This is a genomic window from Roseofilum sp. Guam, assembly GCF_017746735.1.
GTDB lineage: Bacteria > Cyanobacteriota > Cyanobacteriia > Cyanobacteriales > Desertifilaceae > Roseofilum > Roseofilum reptotaenium.
Map to the genome: position 1 here is coordinate 1 of NZ_JAGHZN010000017.1, position 16,148 is coordinate 16,148.

Consider the following 16,148-nt stretch of genomic DNA (forward strand, 5'->3'; position numbering starts at 1 on the left):
GCTAGTTTATGGTTTCTAACCAGGCCGGCGATATTCAAATCTTCATAGGCAACCACATCGTTAGAGTGGATAACGGAACCGGCAATTCTTTTTGCATGTTCTTCTCGCCGCCTACTTACTTTCAAATGCTGCCGAGCATACCTTTTTCTAGCCTTGTGATAATTTTTGGATTGAGGTTTCTTGTTTTTACAGTATTTTTTGGACTTCTGGCGATTGGCCCTTTTGAGCATTTTTTCTGCTTCTCTATAAAACCTAGGATTCGGCTCAGTATGTCCATTTGAATCAGCCAGAAAATATTTAAGCCCTACGTCCAACCCAACCATTTGATTAGTCGGTTCTAATTCAATCTTGAGATCTACCTTAATACAGAATTGACAATAGTATCCGTCTGCTCTCCGAATTAATCTAATTCGTTTGATTTGAGCGGTAGAATAATGCCCCAAGTCCCAAGTTCCTACAAGTTTTAACTCTCCAATATCATTTTTGTCGGTAAACTTGATTCGCTTGGGAGAAAGGAGCTTCCATCCACAAGTTTTATACTCGACTGAGCGAGAATATTTCTTAAATTTAGGATATCCTTTCTTGCCGGGTTTTTTCTTCTTGCAGTTTTCGTAAAAACGTTCTATCGCAAACCAGGCACGTTCAGCAGAAGCCTGTCTAGCCATACTGTTCAAATTTTTAGCAAAACTAAATTCTTTAGCCAACACAGCGCAATATTTGTTTAGATCATTTCTTGAATTGCCTAATCTGTCCATCCAATAACATAGGCATTTGTTACGGATGAATTGGGCCGTTCTGATCGCTTCATCGATGGCTGCGTATTGGCTTGGTTTTGCCTTAATTTTGAATTCGTAAACTATCATTTCTTCTGAGCGCACCAATACATTGATCTTATCACGCTCTCGTGTAAGAATCAAGTTTTACAGGCTGCTTTTAACCTGCTCTCATCCTTCATCCCCGGAATGAATTCACGGGGTTTTCGGAATATCTCTTATAAGGGAATAGGGAATGGGGAATGGGGAATATCAAATCGTTAAATGGTTGCTACAAATGCGTAGTGTAGAGACAAGGCATGCCTTGTCTCTACAATGGTTGTGATGTGTAGCGTTATTTTTTAGATTTGATATTACCACCTTAACTTGTGACCCATGCCCATTACCCATTACCATAATAGACCTAGTTCTTAGGTTCATCATAGTCGTGTTCTCTAGGAATTGGTTGCTTCCTGCCAGCGTCCCCTCAACTCTCGCATTGCCCCGATCTCATCTTCTTTTGCTGTGGCTAAAAACTGATATAACCACTCTTTCGGCACTTCGGCAAACGTTGGACTTTGCTCCACTTCCACATATACCCCAGACTTCAGAGTATAAATCCGCCACACCTGTCCATCAAAACGCCAAAACTCTGGCACACCCAAACGGGCATAAAATTCATTCTTAGCAATATCCGTGTGGGTAATATCTACCTCAACCACCAAATCTGGGGGCGGATCTTGGGCAAAATTCACATTGCGTCCTTTCACCAACGGCTGATTTTGAAAATAATAGGCACTATCCGGTTCTGCTCCTTTTCTTAACAGGGGATAATTCATAGTTGTCGATCCCATGCTCTTAATAGGAATATCGATAAGTTCAGCTAAACCACGGATAAAATATTCAATTAAACACCGGGCAAATTCATGGTCTTCTAAGGGCATAGTGATCTCTAGAACTCCATCATCATAGATTAGACGAGAACCTCTGGATTGAGGCAGTTGATTGAGGATGTGTACATAGTTCTCCCAGGTGATGCCACGAAAAATGACCCGTTGTTCGCCCTTGGGTTGTACGGTTGCTTGAGGTTCTGGTGCTGCAATAACCATAGCGCTGAATTTATTGAATACCACAGGTTTTGAGTTTATGACTGAGTAGGGAATAACCGATCGCCGATCCCAGATAAGGTAAATGACCTGGAGGCGCATTATCCGTATAGTTTAACTCAGTCGGCTTTGTCCATTGACTCTCTTTACGCCAGCCAATGCGATCGCAAAACTGACCATAATCTCCTCCCACCTGTTCATAGAGCCGAGATTGCACACTTAAGCCAAATTTGCCTTTACTATAGGCAATCCAAAGTTCATTTATCGTGTCTAATTCTGTACAAGGTAACTCATCTAAATTCAGGGCATCTAACCAACCATCACTTTCTCGTCGAGTTGCCCGTAAAATCAGATCGAGGGTTTCTTGATTGCTTTCTTTCCACTTACGATCCGCGAGTAAATCCTGAAGTCGAGTATAATCTATACCACTTTCTGAACGCAAGGGAACATTCGGGTTAGTTGGATAAACTGGAGCAGCAGAAGATAAGACAGCAGCTTGGGGTTCTGGTGTTGACTCTTCAACCGCTTCCACAACAGCAGGTTCAGGAACAACACTATTTTCCACAGGCACGACTTCCGAGAACTCGGCTGATATTCCCGGAGTCATCAACCCCTCGATCGCCTCAAACACTCCCGTTACCAATCCTTCGAGCCAGTGATAACACTCAGCCGGAAGTGCAATCACAAACAGCGATTCATCACCAAGCAACTTTTGTACCTGCTCCAAGAGACGATCGCGCTTACCCACCTTCAACAGTACCAAAACCGTACACCATAACAGGGAACTGAGCGCTAGAAGAGAGAGTAAGGGAAATGCCAGGGGAAACCCTAAAATCAATCCTCGGTCATTTTTGAGAGAGTAGGAGTACTGTTGCCGATCGGCGATCGCCCAATTCCACAATTTTGCACTCAGGTGAGAACTCAGATCGATCAGCGTTAATAAGAGCCGTCCTAGCAAAAGATAACTTGTAAGGGGAAAGGACAGGATCATCAAACGGAGTTGCGGGTTAGCCATGGGTCATTCCTTCAATTCTTTCAATTCTTTGCGTACTTCCTTTCCACTGCTTCTAGAGGTGAGCGGTTAATTGTTGTAGCTGACCCTTGGTATTGTACCTGAAACAGTGCCATGATCTAAATGAAGGTTTTTAAGTACAGATTTAAAAATGGTTTATCAAAAGATTTTAGTTGCCCTCGATCGCTCCCTTCAAGCAGAAACCGTTTTTGAGAAAGGGTTAGCTCTAGCGCAACAGTTTTCTTCTCAAATGATGCTCTTTCACCGTCTCGGCTTGGAAGAAAGTAGTCTGTTTACCTACGTTGGTCCCTATGGCCATACCTTAACTAACTTTTCCCAAGCAGTACAAGAACAGATGGCAGAGGAAACGGAACAGACTCGTCAATGGCTCACTTGCTATTGTGATCGCGCTCAAGAAGCAGGTGTTTCCTGTGAATGGGAATGGAAAATGGGTGATACTGGACGTTGGATCTGCGATCTAGCCAAAAGCTGGGGTGCAGATTTAATTGTCGTGGGACGTAGGGGAAGACATGAAGTTGCTGAGGTACTACTCGGTAGTGTCAGTAATTATGTCGTTCATCGTGCTTCCTGTTCCGTGTTCATTGTCCAAGACAAACCCCTGCTATCCGAGCCAACCTGAACCCCCTATTCTTGAGTCACACTCGCTCAGGGTAAGTTAACTCAAATCCCTCTAAACTTGCCCTGAGAATCTTAGGATAGAACGAGCAATCATTGTTAATTATTTCATTGTTCATTGTTCATTGTTCATTGATTCCATGTCTCGACCTACTTTATATCTGGCAATCACCAATCATGGTTTTGGTCATGCCGTGAGGATGGCCTCAGTTGCCGCCGCGATCGCGCAACGTAATCCTGAAATTCTCCTCATTTTAGTAACTACTGTTCCCCGATGGTTACTCGAATCCTATATTTCGGTTGACTTTATCCACCGTCCCAGGGGGTTTGATGTGGGAGTAATTCAGTCCGACAGCTTGACCATGGATAAAGAACAGACTCTAGAGAAACTCAAACAGATTCGCCAAAATGAACGCTCAATTATTGCCGGAGAAGTGAATTTTATTCGCCAAAATCGGGTTGATTTAGTATTAGCTGATTTGCCCCATTTAGCCATAGAGATTGCCCATAGTGCCGGAATTCCTTGTTGGATGATGGGTAATTTTGGCTGGGATTTTATTTATCGCCCTTGGGGAGGTGAATTTCTTGAGATCGCCGATTGGATTAGCAATAGTTATCGCCAGTGCGATCGCCTGTTTCGGCTACCGATTCATGAACCCATGAGTGCATTTCCGGAAATGGTTGATGTAGGGTTAACCGGGGGGATGCCTCGATCGACTGTGGAGCAATTGCGCCAACAGTTCCAAATTTCTGCTCCCAAAGAACGCACGGTATTATTAACATTTGGCGGGTTAAGCTTGCAAGCGATTCCCTATGATACCCTCAAGGCGTTTCCCGACTGGCAGTTTATCACCTTCGATGCCCAAGCTCCCGATCTACCCAATTTGATTAAAGCGAGGGGATATGAATATCGGCCAGTCGATTTTATGCCCCTTTGCGATCGCCTGATCTCTAAACCGGGATATAGTACATTTGCGGAGGCCTTGCGCTTAGGAACTCCCATTGCTTCTTTAACACGAGACGGCTTTGCCGAAACCCCGGTTTTAATGGAAGGATTGCAAGATTACGGCAGACATCAGATTATTGATCCAGAAGCTTTCTTTAGCGGAGATTGGAGCTTTTTACACCAAGTGCCTACGCCTCCCAGAACGGATGTAGTTTTGGATAAAACCGGCAGCGAGGCGATCGCCGAAGCCGCGATCAACTACTTTATATAAAATCCTCAATGTAGGGGTGATTCATGAATCACCCCTACAAATGCGTACTGTAGAGACAAGGCGTGCGTTGTCTCTACAATGGTTGTCATGCGATCGCCCTAAATAAACGGATGTGATATTAGAATTCACAATTAGGCTTCTCCATCTCCCTATCCCCCCACTCCCCCACTCCCCCATGACCTCAATTACCCTCACCCAGCGCTGTTTGCAGTTGGATGATTCCCAAATTGCCTTTACCCTTCCCTTAACTGCTTGGGAGCGTACCCGCAGTCGCTATCAGGCAGAAACTCCGGACGGGGTGACGGTTGAGTTACGATTACCTAGGGGAACGGTTCTCCAAAATGGCGACCTTTTGCAAACGGCGATCGCCGATACCCTGGTGCAAGTGATCGCCAAACCGGAACCCGTATTAGAAGTGACCTCGGAAACGGCGATCGGTCTTCTGCGAGCAGCCTATCATCTCGGAAATCGTCATATTCCTGTCGAAATCACTCCAGACTACTTACGTTTAGAAGTTGACCCGGTACTCCGAACAATGTTAGAGCAATTAGGAGTAAATGTAAGGGAAAAAATTGCTCCCTTCCAACCCGAACCCGGAGCATACAGTGCTGCGCATTAGGGAATAGTTCGGACTTGATATCATAACCGATTATTCGGACTCTATATTATTCAGGATTCCTCCTTGAAGCTTAATTTCTTGCGAATCCGAATTTTGTGTTCAGTAGCAATAACAATTGATCTCGCTTCTAACTCTTGATCGTAATTAGCTAAAACATCTTGCAGTAGAGAGAGTCTTTTGGAACGCGGGAGATTTTCTAACCGTAAAACTCCACAATGACGTTAATCTTGTAGCCATATCAGTTGTTCAAAATCAGAATCTGTGGTGATGATAATACGCTGTTCTCTTACAGCCCAATCCAAAATGTCACCATCACTCATACTGCGATCGACATCCCGAACGCAAGCAACATCCTATCCCAAATCTTTCAAAAAATCGGATAAAGAACCATTGGCATTGACATCGAGCAAAAATTTCATGATTTATGATGCTACTGATCGCTCCACTATTTCTTCGCTATTGATGAGACGATAGGCATAGAACAGAGCAGCATAAATATCAGCCATTTCCAGGTCAGGATAATCCTCTAAAATCTCTGGTATTGATGCCCCTTTTGCCAACAATTCTAAAATCATAGCCACGGAAATTCTCATTCCTCGAATAATGGGCTTACCGCCAAAAAACTGGCGATCAAATGTAATTCTTGAGAGCAGAGAATCATTCAGATCGGCCATTGGCTCTTACCTCCTTATCTATCAAGGGACTGAACTATGGTTCATAATAATCTACTTTTTCGGCAATCTCAACAATTTCTCGCCAATATCTTCGTGCAATAGCACATAGAAACAGGGAATCATAAATAAGGTTAACAGGGTGGCCAAAGATAAGCCTGAAAAGACAACTACGCCTAATGGCTGTAAAAATTCTCCCCCTTCTCCTGAACCTACAGCTAAGGGAAATAAACCTAAAACTGTGGTAATTGTGGTCATTAAAATCGGGCGTAATCGTTGGGGCGCAGCTCTGAGAATGGCGCTACGATAATCTAATCCCGATTCGGCGCGAATTTGATTGGCTAATTCAACCATAATAATGGCATTATTGACCACAATTCCCACTAATAAAACGCCACCGACTAATACGGTAGCCCCGATCGCCGTTTCCGTCAGGTACAATCCTAAAATTCCTCCGGCTAGAGCCAGGGGAACCGTGAGCATAATCACCAAGGGATCGATTAAAGAATTATACTGAACTGCCATGACCACAAACACCAGGAACGCCGCCAAACTGCCCAAAATAGCGATCGCCTCTTGCAGTTGTTGATTCGATTCGGCGGCAACCGACGGCAACACTCGCGCTCCTGGAGGGAGTTCTAGATTCTCTAAAGCTGCGTCAACTTCCGCTAGAGCATCACTTAAACTCGCCCCCTGATTCAAGTTTCCTACTAGAAAAAAGACAGATCGCCCATTCACGCGCTGAATCTCTGCCGGTGCTGTTCCCTTATCCAGACTCGCTATATCTTGTAGACGAATGGGACTATTATTTTGTGAAAACAGGGGCATTTGCCGGAGTTCATCAATCCTCTGTAACGCCTCTCGGTTGAGTTGTACGCGGATATCCACTAAACGATTACCCCGTTGTAGCCGGGTGGGAACGGTTCCTGAGATAGCCGTTTCCAACGTTGTCCCTAACTCTTGTGCAGTGACCCCAAAATCGGCCATTCTTTCCCAGTCGGGACGAATTTGGACTTCTAGTTGCGAGGGGTCAGCATCGGGGCGAAATCGGGCTAAGGTCACGTTTTCATCTAAGGCTTTCAGGACTTGGCGACCGGCTTGAGCAAGAATATCTGGGTCTTCAATCCCATCGGGGCCGAGAGATGTGGCGATCGCCACATCAATATCGCCGCGCACGGGGGAATTATTTAAAATTAACCCCCGCACTGCATCCGGAAATAAGCGTAGGCGAATATTAACGAGATTCAGTTGATTGAGTTCGCGTTGAACGTTTTCGACAAACGCCTGGACATTACTGCCCGGTTTGAGGGTAATGGTACTACTCGATCGCAGTAAATTTTCAATAGTGAGATTGGCAAACAGAAATCCGCCAGTGGTGGTAAAGGCATATTCGGTTTCCGGTTGTTCGACTAGAATGCGATCGACCGCTTCCATCACTTTCTGGTTGGTTTCTAGGTTGCTTCCAGGGGGAAATTGGGCAAATAAACGCGCTTGTCCGGTGTTGATTCTGGGAAGAATTTCTTGGGGAATGTCAGCAGCGAGGCGAACGCTACCATAACCGAGAATCAATACCGCTAACGCGATCGCCAGAATTCGGACTCGAATCACCCCTCTTAATATCCGTCCATAGCCCCCTGTAATCAACAAGAACTGCTGGTTAAACCAGCGTAAGGGGCCCCTTTTGTCTAAGCCGCTGGAGCGTCGCACGCGCAATAACCGGGAAGTGAGCATGGGAACCACGGTTAAGGACACAATCAGGGACGCGGCAACGGAAAAACTAATGGTGAGGATCAGTTCATTGAAGAGCAATGAGAAGAATCCCCCAATGAGTACGAAGGGTAAGACAGCAACCAGGTTAGTTGAAGTGGAGGCTAAGAGCGCAGATTCGAGTTGTGAGGCGGCTTTTTGCGCTTCCAGATAGGGAGAGGGGGGGATATCTAAGGTGTCCCCTTCGACTGCGCTCAGGGGACGCTCTGAGCGCAGTCGAAGAGCCTGATGTTGGCTAACCATGTTTTCCAGCATCACGATGGAGTTGTCTACGACAATACCCACCCCTAAAGCAAGTCCTCCCAAGCTGAAGACGTTGAGGGAGAGACCAAAGGCAAACATGAGGATAATGGCAGTGAGGGTTGCCAGGGGAATAGCGAGGATGACGATCAGGGTTTGTCGGAGGGAACCTAGGAATAGGAGAACGGCGATCGCCGCTAGACCCGATCCGGTTAATCCCGCAATCACCACATTGCGAATCGATTGGCGAATAAATCGGGATTCATCCAATGTCGAGGTCAAAATCATATCATCGGGAATAATGCCCCCAGAGCGCAGTTCCTCAATCCTGGCTTTCACTGCGTCAACGACTTGTACCGTATTGGCTTCTGGCTGTTTTTGCACACTCACTTTAACGGCTGGAATCCCATTCAGGGAAACCAATACCTGTTGTCGTTCTGTGCCATCAATCACTTGGGCAAAGTCCCGTAGATAGACTTGGCGAGATGAGGGAGAATCACTCAGTTCAAAGGAGAGATTGAGGATATCTTGGGCGTTTGCAAAGCGACCGATGGTACGGGTGAGGCTCTCGGTAGGGATATTTCGTAGTCGTCCTCCAGAACTGTCTAAATTGCGATCGCGCAAATTATCCAACACATCATTAATGGTTATGCCCAAACTCGTCATCCGTTTCAAGTCCAGATTCACCTGCACTTCCTCTTGCAGTCCTCCAGAGACATCTACCCCAGCAACTCCAGGGACTACGGTCAGTTCCCGCGCCAATTCTTGATCGCCAAATACCCGTAAATCTACCCCTTGTAATCCCTCAGAAGTCAGCGCAAATTCATACACCGGTAGTTGGGATGGGTCAAACTTAAAGATGCGCGGTGGCTCCAAGTCGTCTGGCAGTTGGTTAATCGTGCGATTCAGAGTCGCCGTAGCATCATTGAGAGCTTGGTCAATATCACTACCAGGGTTGAAGTAGAGATTGAGGGAAACCCGACCTTCACGAGTTTCTGAAAACACTTGCACGACCCCTTCAGTGGCAGCTAATCCTTCTTCTAGGGGCCGAGTTACCTCATCTACCGCTACTTGAGGAGCCAGACCAGGAGTATCAACGCGCACCCCAATCCGGGGATAGGTAATGGCAGGGAGGAGGTCAACCGGGAGTTGACTAAGGGCAAAGAAACCGACAACAATAACCGCGATGGTTAACATCAGGGTTCCGATATGCCGACGAATGGCGATCGCGCTTAAACTTAAGTTGGCTCGGCTCATAAGATCAATTAAAAATTAAAAATTTTCATGTCGGCGACAGCCGAAAAAATTAAAAATTGGTTTGGCTTGCGGGCAAAGATTTTCTCTTGATTGTATCGGTTTTGTCGAGAATCGGGGAACCTTGGCCTAGCGTAAAGCAAAGATTGTGCTAAGACAATAGATATACCCATACTGTAACTCAGGATGAATAAAGAACAGGTACTGGCAACCTTAGCCAATCATCGGCAAGAACTAGAGGCATTGGGAGTCAAGTCTCTTGATTTATTTGGCTCAGTCGCTAGAGACGAAGCACGACCTGATAGCGATATTGACTTTCTCGTAGACTTTTCTATAGAAGCGAGTTTGTTTGACTTATTTCGCCTGCAACACTATCTAGAAGATCTGTTTGGTTGTGATATAGACTTAGGCACAGAAGATGCCTTGAGAGAACATTTGCGAGAACCAGTTCTCCAGGAGGTGATTCGTGCCTTCTAGAGCATGGCCACTACGGATACAAGATATTCTAGATGCGATCGCCCGCATTCAACAAGCAACTGCGGGCATGAGTTATGAGCAGTTTGAAGACATGGAAGATCTTGTTTTACACGGAATTCTTTACAATTTTGTGATAATTGGTGAGGCTTCAATCAACGTTAACGATAGCATCAAGTCTCGCTATCCTCAAATTCCCTGGCGTTTAATGGGGGATATGAGAAATGTGATGACTCACGAATACTTTCGAGTCAAGCAAAGGTTAGTCTGGAATACAATTGAAAATCACTTACCTGCTGTAGTTCCCATGCTAGAGACACTATTGCAGCAAGAGATGGGAGAAGAATAGATTTTAGGTTAGGTGCTAGAAAGATGAATGTGTTGAAGTTAGGGATGCAGAAATTTTCCAGTTTCTGGAGTCTAGATGGCGCAGTAAAATCGCTCTTATTGCAGGCTCTGTTCTGGTTACCTGTGGTTACCCTTTCCCTAAAATGGTGGGGATTTAAGTCCACTCAAACCCGTTTATTCCAATTCTTCCCATTAACAGAGAATGTGGAAACTGAGGATAATCTAGTCTATCGCGTCATACAAGTGAATCAGGCTGTACGATTAGCCGCTAAGTATTGTCAACCTTGGGCAAAATGCTTGCAACAGTCCCTCGTCCTCTGGAGTTTATTACGTCACCAGGGAATTGAGAGTCAATTACGCATTGGAGTACAGCAGCAACAGGGAGAATTCGCCGCCCATGCTTGGGTGGAATGGCAAGATTGGGCAATCAATGATACTCAAGATGTGCGCGATCGCTATGGAGTGATGGTTCTTCCCTAGGGCAGGCGATCGGTCTTTGGGATGTTATATCATTTCTCCTGAACTGTTTTACTCCTCGTGGTTTACACTCAAATCAGTCTTTGTTAGCCTCGATAGCGCACGGGAATGTTCGTCTCTTGCTCGATTTCTTCGGCAAACGCTTGCAAGACTTCCTGCTCCACACATTTGAAGCGTTTCACCTCATAAGACCGTTCATCATAATGATTTCCCCGGCCATCTAATTGCCGTTTGACCGGTTTTGGACGAGACGGAGTATTGAGTTGAATTTCTACGGGAGATAAGGCTTTCATCATCTCGATATACTGATGGCGAGTTTCTGCATCCCAAAGAGTCAAAATCATGGTTTGTACGCCAATTTCACCGGCATACTGTTGGCGAAAGTCGAGCATTCCTTGCCACATTTGCTCTAAATTCAAGCTGTCTACGGGACGATTGACTCGGTTGAGGGGTTTAGCGGTAACAGCATCTAGTTTAAGGGAAAGGCGATCGCAATATCGTAAATCTGCTTGTACCTGCGGATCATCCAACAGCGTACCATTAGTTAATACCAGCGTCGGTCTTTGGGTCATTTCCTGAATCCCTTGCAAAATTTCCCCTAAATTTAACGCTAATGTCGGTTCACCACTACCACTGAGCGTCACAACATCCACATCCCAAGGTGCAAACTCCTGTAAATCCCCCAAAATCATTTCTGTAGGTACATAAATATCTCGCTTTTGCGTCACAATCTCAATCTCTCCCAACTGACAATAGACGCAATTAAATGAACAAACCGAAGTTTGACCAATCGGGTCTATGCCTAGCGATCGCCCATAACGCCAAGAAACCACCGGTCCATACACACTCTTAAATTCCGTCGTTGTCGTTACCATTTCCTTCATCTCCATCTATGCTCAACAAACACGCTTCCCCCTCTATTGTGACGGAAACCTGAAAAAAGCCCACTCGATCATTAAAACGCCCCCTGTCCCAGTCAGCTCCCTGAGCGGAGTCGAAGGGAGCATCCCCATCTCCCCATCACCGCTCCACCGCAGGAGGAGTAAACCGAATCTCAATCCGTCTGCGACTGGGATTATCCCCACCATTCGTCGGCGAAAAATTCCCTGAAACCCCATACAATTGAGCCGCAGAATACGCCTTAAACTGTAACCCCATCGATCGCAAACGGGGATTACTTTGCAACACCTTCACCACCGCAACCGCACGCATCAACCCTAAATCGGCATTCGATCCCGGATTCAACCGAGAAACCGACGCACTTCCTTCCACCACATCCTCTAAAACTCGGTCTAAATTACTCGCACTGCCACTATTTTCTTGACCATCCGTATGACCAATCACCTCCACCACATAGCCCTGATAATTTTGGGCAAAACTTTCAATTTGCGTTACCAAATCCTCTAAAATGTACTGTTGGAAATCTGGCGCAAGTTCTGCACTACCAGACGGAAAACTTCTCGATTGCGACTCCCGTAAAACAATCACCGGAGGCGATTTTAACCGTTCAATTTCCCCTTGCAGTTTTTGCACCACATTTTCCCGTCGTTGCAATTGATCTTGCAGGTTCGCAACTTGACCTTCTAACCCTTGTACTGCACTGGTTCGGCTATCTAACTCTAACTGCAAATTCGCTAATTGGGACTCTAATTCTTGGGAACGGGTAACATTGGCATCAGAAACTGACTTCAGAAAGAATGATTTAATTAACGCTAAGAGCAAAAATAACGTTAAGATCATAAAGGCATTGGACATCAAATCCGTAAATGCTGTCCAAATTTTCAGATCTTCTTGAGTCGTTATATTGCGATATTTACGACGAGTCATAATATAGAGCGCTTGGCGCTGGTAATGGGTACAACCAAATTTATCCTATTGCCTATTGCCTATTCCCTGTACTTTCTAAAGCGCGGCGCAGTCTCAGCAGCTCGGTCTGCGTTTCTTTCATTTGTTGAATATTATCTTGAATCTGTGCTGAAGTCGTCACCTGAGTGCCAAAATTTTCCAATCCTTGTTGAATAACACGAGTCACTTGATTTAAAGCAATGACCACTTGTTTCAGTTCCGCTTGCAACTCATCTAAATCTTCCGCTTTCGCAATCGTGCGTCGTTGCAGTTGATCCACTGCTTTTACCGCCATTTCAAATCCCTGAGTTCCGGTTTGTAATCGAGCCATCATATTCTGAATAGATTGCTGACTCTGTTGTTGGCTTTCCAGTACTTTTAGGGACGTAGAATAGCTTTGGCTCATTTGATCGCCAAATTTTGCTAATCGTTTGCTATAACTTTGTAATTCTAAGGCAGCAATTTCAATGGTTTGTACAGAAGTGGTTAAACTGTTAATGGATTGATCAAAACTGTGCTGAAGCGCTCCTAAAGTGTTCGTAGCTGCGGTGAGACTTTGAGGGAACGGACTGTTTTCTAATCGTTGAGCGACGATTAAGAAGCGATCGGCCGATTGCTTAAATTCTTCGGTACTTTGACTAATGGTTAACGTAGATTCCGTTAAGCGACTATAAACTTTTTCTGCCAGTTCTGTGGCACGATGATTTTCAATCGCCAACTCTTCCATTTTTTCTTTGAGGGCTAATTCTACAGAAGCACTCACCATTTGACCAAATCGGTTAAGAAATCCTTCAAAAGAGTGATTCATTCCTTGAATGATGCGGTCAAATCGGGTATTGTTTTCTAAGGTTTGCAGATAAACATTATCGAGATAGTCTTCAAGGGAATCAACAAATTTGGTTTTGGCGATCGCGGTATTAAACAGTCCATTGACGACGGTTAAGACGGCGCTAAACAAAATGGAGACTAGGCTAGTAAAAAAGGCAATTCCCATGCCTTGTAAGGGTTGTTGCAGAGCTTCCAGTAAGCTGTTAATATCAATGGCCGTGGTATTACTGATGGTTTCACTTAAAGCCGTCAGATTTAAGGTAATCCCAATAAATGTTCCCAGCAAACCAACAGATAATAACAAGTTGGGTAAAATTCGCCCTAAATATTCAATTTGATCGCAGGATAAAAACAGAATTTGCTCTTGACTATATACTTGGTCAATCAGCGCTCCAGTATTGACGTGTTCTAACCGAGCAATCGATTCTGCATACCGTTGTTCTACATATTCAATAATTTCTGGTTTACGGTTGAGAGGTTGCCAGTGAATCAGTCGCCGAACTTTTTGGGCAAGAACGGTAAGATGGAGATGGAGTGCCATCCTTAAGAGAATTGCACCTAGAGAAGGAAGGATCACTAGGGCAATGGTAAAGATGATCAGGTACGGAGGAATCACAGACATAGTAATGAATAATTCAAAAATATAGTTATTTCAAATGACAATAACACCTTATATTATAATTTTATTGCTCTCCAATCTCTTGCTTCAGAAAAAAGACTCAAATGTTTAATGTCTTTAGTGGAAATTACCACATAATGCCCAGGATATTCTTCTTTTAATATTTTGTAGTGAGCGGCAATAATTAGATCGATATCTAGGGCTTCGCGAGGCGCTGTCGGCTATCCTTGAGACTGAGCCTTTGACCCAATTTTTACTGCTCTGTATAACACACACATCTAAAGCACACCTAAGATAGAACTATTTATAAAAACTATCATCTAATTTCCATTATTCTCAGAAAATAGCTTTTGTCCAACAGGACGATGATTATTGATGGTTTGATAAACACATCACCAAAATTCTAAACCTTTCTTAGTTGTTTCCTTTCGACGATTCCGAGCCATCATCGCTTTAAGACTTTCCATCGCTTTTTGATTTTTGATCATTTGCTCTTCTCGATTCCATTCAGAACCTGAGCTTACATTGCTGATGTACTGTTCTTCTTTTGCTATTGAATTTAGATTCTCCATTGTACCTCTTTCAGTTGACTGAACAGGCGATGCTTATAGTATATAAAAGTATTCTCAGGATTAGTGAGTTTAATCCTGAGATCCTCAAAAAACAACGACGATAACGGGTTTAATCGGGTTCCAATCGCCCCTAACAATGCTTATCGAGTTGTTGACGTAAATAAGGCGTATTGCTTAACAGATCGCTTTGTTCCAGGGTTTGTTGTTCTTTGGCGGACATCCACTTGAGTTGCACTTCTTGTTGTTCGGCTTCTCGATCGCCTAAAATCAGACAGGCGATCGCGCCACTTTTGTCGCCACGAGCTATTTGTTTTTTCAACGCTGCGCCACTCAGGTCTAGTTCCACAGAAAATCCAGCTTCGCGCAACCCCTGAGCTAGTTTCAAGGATTGGCGCTGGGCTAGTTCTCCCTTAGAAATCAGGTAAAAATCTAGGGTAGATTCTGGAACTTGAGCCAGTTTTTCCACCAAGATCATTAATCGCTCTAATCCCATAGCCCAACCGACTGCTGGGGTCTCTTTGCCGCCTAATTCCGTGACCAATCCGTCATAGCGTCCGCCTCCACAAACAGTGGCTTGGGCCCCTAAATCGTCGGATTGAATCTCAAAGGCGGTATGGGTATAGTAATCGAGTCCTCGGACGAGACGAGGATTAATGTCATAGTCAATGCCTAAATCAGCCAGTAGGGTTTGCACCTGCCCAAAATGATTGCGGGAGAAGTCCCCCAAATACTCCAATAAACTGGGCGCATCTTGGACAATTTCTTGGGTGCGCTTGTCCTTACTGTCTAAAATCCGCAGAGGGTTGCGGTTTAAACGATCTTGGGAATCTGCATCCAGCTCTTCTTTATAGGGCGTAAGATAATCAACCAGGGCTTGACGATATTGAACGCGGTCTTCCCGGTTGCCGACAGAATTGAGGTCTAATTTGAGGGACTTTAGACCCAAAGATTTAAGGATTTGGGTGGCAATGGCAATTACCTCAGCATCTGCCCTTGGATCGGCACTGCCAATAGCCTCCAAACCCAATTGATGAAACTGCCTCTGTCGTCCAGCCTGTGGCCGTTCATACCGGAACATGGGCCCGATATACCAAAGACGCTGAAGGCCTTTCGAGCTGAGATTATGCTCAATATAGGATCTCACCACTCCTGCCGTATTTTCGGGTCTCAGGGTAATTGAGCGATCGCCGCGATCCGTAAAGGTATACATTTCCTTGCCTACCACGTCCGTCGCTTCCCCAATTCCCCTGGCAAACAATTCCGTTTGCTCAAAAACGGGCGTGCGAATCTCCTGATATCTAGCCTGAGCCAGAACTTTCCGGGCGATTGCTTCCACCCACTGCCATCTGGCTACCTCATCCGGCAGAATATCGCGGGTTCCTCGTATACCTTGCAGTTGTGCCATTAGTTTTCGTCAATTGATTTCCAGACACCATAGCGATCGCTATAGTACGCCAAAATTTGATCGATACGGGCCAAATCCTCAGCTCCGAGATCTTCCGGGTATTCGAGCCACATACTTCCAACCTGGCTTAAATAATAATTAAACTCCGAGCTAGATTGGGAATACAGCCCCGTATTCACACCATCAATTTGACGTAAATGGGCTGCAACTTCACGGTATACCGCTAGGGGCAACTTCGGCCAACTCAGGTTTCTGCGTTTCTGATTTACAGCCGAATCCAGGATAGATGCAGATTGGGGTTTCATA

17 protein-coding genes and 1 pseudogene are annotated in these 16,148 nt (G+C 45.1%); 6 read left to right on the forward strand and 12 right to left on the reverse strand.

Features of this window, described 5'->3' with window-relative positions; genetic code table 11:
- The 3 genes from J7529_RS07920 to J7529_RS07930 form a co-directional block, all read right to left on the reverse strand.
- On the reverse strand, positions 1-863 hold an 863-nt coding region (locus tag J7529_RS07920; RefSeq protein ID WP_413038839.1), incomplete at its 3' end, for an RNA-guided endonuclease InsQ/TnpB family protein.
- 344 nt (positions 864-1,207) lie between these two features.
- Complete coding sequence (locus J7529_RS07925) at positions 1,208-1,861, reverse strand: Uma2 family endonuclease (protein ID WP_413038840.1); 654 nt, start codon at positions 1,859-1,861, stop codon at positions 1,208-1,210.
- A gap of 10 nt (positions 1,862-1,871) precedes the next feature.
- On the reverse strand, positions 1,872-2,873 hold the full coding sequence (locus J7529_RS07930) for a GUN4 domain-containing protein (RefSeq protein WP_318728544.1): 1,002 nt from the start codon (positions 2,871-2,873) through the stop codon (positions 1,872-1,874).
- A gap of 148 nt (positions 2,874-3,021) precedes the next feature.
- Between J7529_RS07930 and J7529_RS07935 the strand changes: the two genes are divergently transcribed.
- The 3 genes from J7529_RS07935 to ureE all read left to right on the forward strand — a co-directional run bounded on the left by J7529_RS07935 (position 3,022) and on the right by ureE (position 5,342).
- The gene (locus J7529_RS07935) at positions 3,022-3,510 is read left to right on the forward strand and encodes a universal stress protein (RefSeq protein ID WP_271940809.1); all 489 of its coding nucleotides are present in this window, start codon (positions 3,022-3,024) and stop codon (positions 3,508-3,510) included.
- A gap of 136 nt (positions 3,511-3,646) precedes the next feature.
- A complete protein-coding gene (locus J7529_RS07940) occupies positions 3,647-4,723 on the forward strand; it encodes a glycosyl transferase (protein ID WP_318728545.1) in 1,077 nt (358 codons plus the stop codon).
- 175 nt (positions 4,724-4,898) lie between these two features.
- Positions 4,899-5,342, forward strand: a complete 444-nt coding sequence (gene ureE, locus J7529_RS07945; RefSeq protein WP_318728546.1) for an urease accessory protein UreE — start codon at positions 4,899-4,901, stop codon at positions 5,340-5,342.
- 221 nt (positions 5,343-5,563) lie between these two features.
- On the opposite strand, the pseudogene J7529_RS24660 reads toward ureE, so the two are convergent.
- The 3 genes and pseudogenes from J7529_RS24660 to J7529_RS07955 all read right to left on the reverse strand — a co-directional run.
- Positions 5,564-5,683, reverse strand: a pseudogene (locus J7529_RS24660) (DUF5615 family PIN-like protein); the annotation flags it as partial.
- Positions 5,684-5,764: 81 nt separating this feature from the next.
- Positions 5,765-6,016: a DUF433 domain-containing protein gene (locus J7529_RS07950; protein WP_318728547.1), complete on the reverse strand. Its 252-nt coding sequence runs from the start codon at positions 6,014-6,016 to the stop codon at positions 5,765-5,767.
- A gap of 51 nt (positions 6,017-6,067) precedes the next feature.
- Positions 6,068-9,277, reverse strand: coding sequence for an efflux RND transporter permease subunit (locus J7529_RS07955; RefSeq protein WP_318728548.1), 3,210 nt, complete (start codon positions 9,275-9,277; stop codon positions 6,068-6,070).
- A 183-nt stretch (positions 9,278-9,460) separates the two neighbouring features.
- Between J7529_RS07955 and J7529_RS07960 the strand changes: the two genes are divergently transcribed.
- The 3 genes from J7529_RS07960 to J7529_RS07970 are packed head-to-tail and all read left to right on the forward strand — an operon-like array spanning position 9,461 to position 10,576.
- Positions 9,461-9,751, forward strand: a complete 291-nt coding sequence (locus J7529_RS07960) for a nucleotidyltransferase family protein (protein ID WP_271940823.1) — start codon at positions 9,461-9,463, stop codon at positions 9,749-9,751.
- The gene (locus tag J7529_RS07965) at positions 9,741-10,097 is read left to right on the forward strand and encodes a DUF86 domain-containing protein (RefSeq protein ID WP_271940826.1); all 357 of its coding nucleotides are present in this window, start codon (positions 9,741-9,743) and stop codon (positions 10,095-10,097) included. The genes J7529_RS07960 and J7529_RS07965 overlap by 11 nt, the downstream gene beginning before the upstream one ends.
- Before the next feature lie 23 nt (positions 10,098-10,120).
- The gene (locus tag J7529_RS07970) at positions 10,121-10,576 is read left to right on the forward strand and encodes a lasso peptide biosynthesis B2 protein (RefSeq protein WP_318728549.1); all 456 of its coding nucleotides are present in this window, start codon (positions 10,121-10,123) and stop codon (positions 10,574-10,576) included.
- 83 nt (positions 10,577-10,659) lie between these two features.
- On the opposite strand, the gene J7529_RS07975 is transcribed toward J7529_RS07970, so the two are convergent.
- The 6 genes from J7529_RS07975 to J7529_RS08000 form a co-directional block, all read right to left on the reverse strand.
- Positions 10,660-11,448, reverse strand: coding sequence for a radical SAM protein (locus J7529_RS07975; protein WP_318728550.1), 789 nt, complete (start codon positions 11,446-11,448; stop codon positions 10,660-10,662).
- 145 nt (positions 11,449-11,593) lie between these two features.
- Positions 11,594-12,400, reverse strand: a complete 807-nt coding sequence (locus J7529_RS07980; protein ID WP_318728551.1) for a hypothetical protein — start codon at positions 12,398-12,400, stop codon at positions 11,594-11,596.
- A 52-nt stretch (positions 12,401-12,452) separates the two neighbouring features.
- Positions 12,453-13,868: a hypothetical protein gene (locus tag J7529_RS07985; RefSeq protein WP_318728552.1), complete on the reverse strand. Its 1,416-nt coding sequence runs from the start codon at positions 13,866-13,868 to the stop codon at positions 12,453-12,455.
- 389 nt (positions 13,869-14,257) lie between these two features.
- Positions 14,258-14,437, reverse strand: a complete 180-nt coding sequence (locus J7529_RS07990; protein WP_318728553.1) for a hypothetical protein — start codon at positions 14,435-14,437, stop codon at positions 14,258-14,260.
- 130 nt (positions 14,438-14,567) lie between these two features.
- The gene (hisS, locus tag J7529_RS07995) at positions 14,568-15,842 is read right to left on the reverse strand and encodes a histidine--tRNA ligase (protein WP_318728554.1); all 1,275 of its coding nucleotides are present in this window, start codon (positions 15,840-15,842) and stop codon (positions 14,568-14,570) included.
- Positions 15,842-16,147, reverse strand: a complete 306-nt coding sequence (locus J7529_RS08000; protein ID WP_318728555.1) for a hypothetical protein — start codon at positions 16,145-16,147, stop codon at positions 15,842-15,844. The genes hisS and J7529_RS08000 overlap by 1 nt, the downstream gene beginning before the upstream one ends.
- Position 16,148 lies beyond the last annotated feature (1 nt).

Coding starts and splice junctions, on each gene's coding strand:
- J7529_RS07925 (WP_413038840.1), bottom strand. CDS start 1,861: ATGGTTATTGCAGCACCAGAACCTCAAGCAACCGTACAACCCAAGGGC.
- J7529_RS07930 (WP_318728544.1), bottom strand. CDS start 2,873: ATGGCTAACCCGCAACTCCGTTTGATGATCCTGTCCTTTCCCCTTACA.
- J7529_RS07935 (WP_271940809.1), top strand. CDS start 3,022: ATGGTTTATCAAAAGATTTTAGTTGCCCTCGATCGCTCCCTTCAAGCA.
- J7529_RS07940 (WP_318728545.1), top strand. CDS start 3,647: ATGTCTCGACCTACTTTATATCTGGCAATCACCAATCATGGTTTTGGT.
- ureE (WP_318728546.1), top strand. CDS start 4,899: ATGACCTCAATTACCCTCACCCAGCGCTGTTTGCAGTTGGATGATTCC.
- J7529_RS07950 (WP_318728547.1), bottom strand. CDS start 6,016: ATGGCCGATCTGAATGATTCTCTGCTCTCAAGAATTACATTTGATCGC.
- J7529_RS07955 (WP_318728548.1), bottom strand. CDS start 9,277: ATGAGCCGAGCCAACTTAAGTTTAAGCGCGATCGCCATTCGTCGGCAT.
- J7529_RS07960 (WP_271940823.1), top strand. CDS start 9,461: ATGAATAAAGAACAGGTACTGGCAACCTTAGCCAATCATCGGCAAGAA.
- J7529_RS07970 (WP_318728549.1), top strand. CDS start 10,121: ATGAATGTGTTGAAGTTAGGGATGCAGAAATTTTCCAGTTTCTGGAGT.
- J7529_RS07975 (WP_318728550.1), bottom strand. CDS start 11,448: ATGGTAACGACAACGACGGAATTTAAGAGTGTGTATGGACCGGTGGTT.
- J7529_RS07980 (WP_318728551.1), bottom strand. CDS start 12,400: ATGACTCGTCGTAAATATCGCAATATAACGACTCAAGAAGATCTGAAA.
- J7529_RS07985 (WP_318728552.1), bottom strand. CDS start 13,868: ATGTCTGTGATTCCTCCGTACCTGATCATCTTTACCATTGCCCTAGTG.
- J7529_RS07990 (WP_318728553.1), bottom strand. CDS start 14,437: ATGGAGAATCTAAATTCAATAGCAAAAGAAGAACAGTACATCAGCAAT.
- hisS (WP_318728554.1), bottom strand. CDS start 15,842: ATGGCACAACTGCAAGGTATACGAGGAACCCGCGATATTCTGCCGGAT.
- J7529_RS08000 (WP_318728555.1), bottom strand. CDS start 16,147: ATGAAACCCCAATCTGCATCTATCCTGGATTCGGCTGTAAATCAGAAA.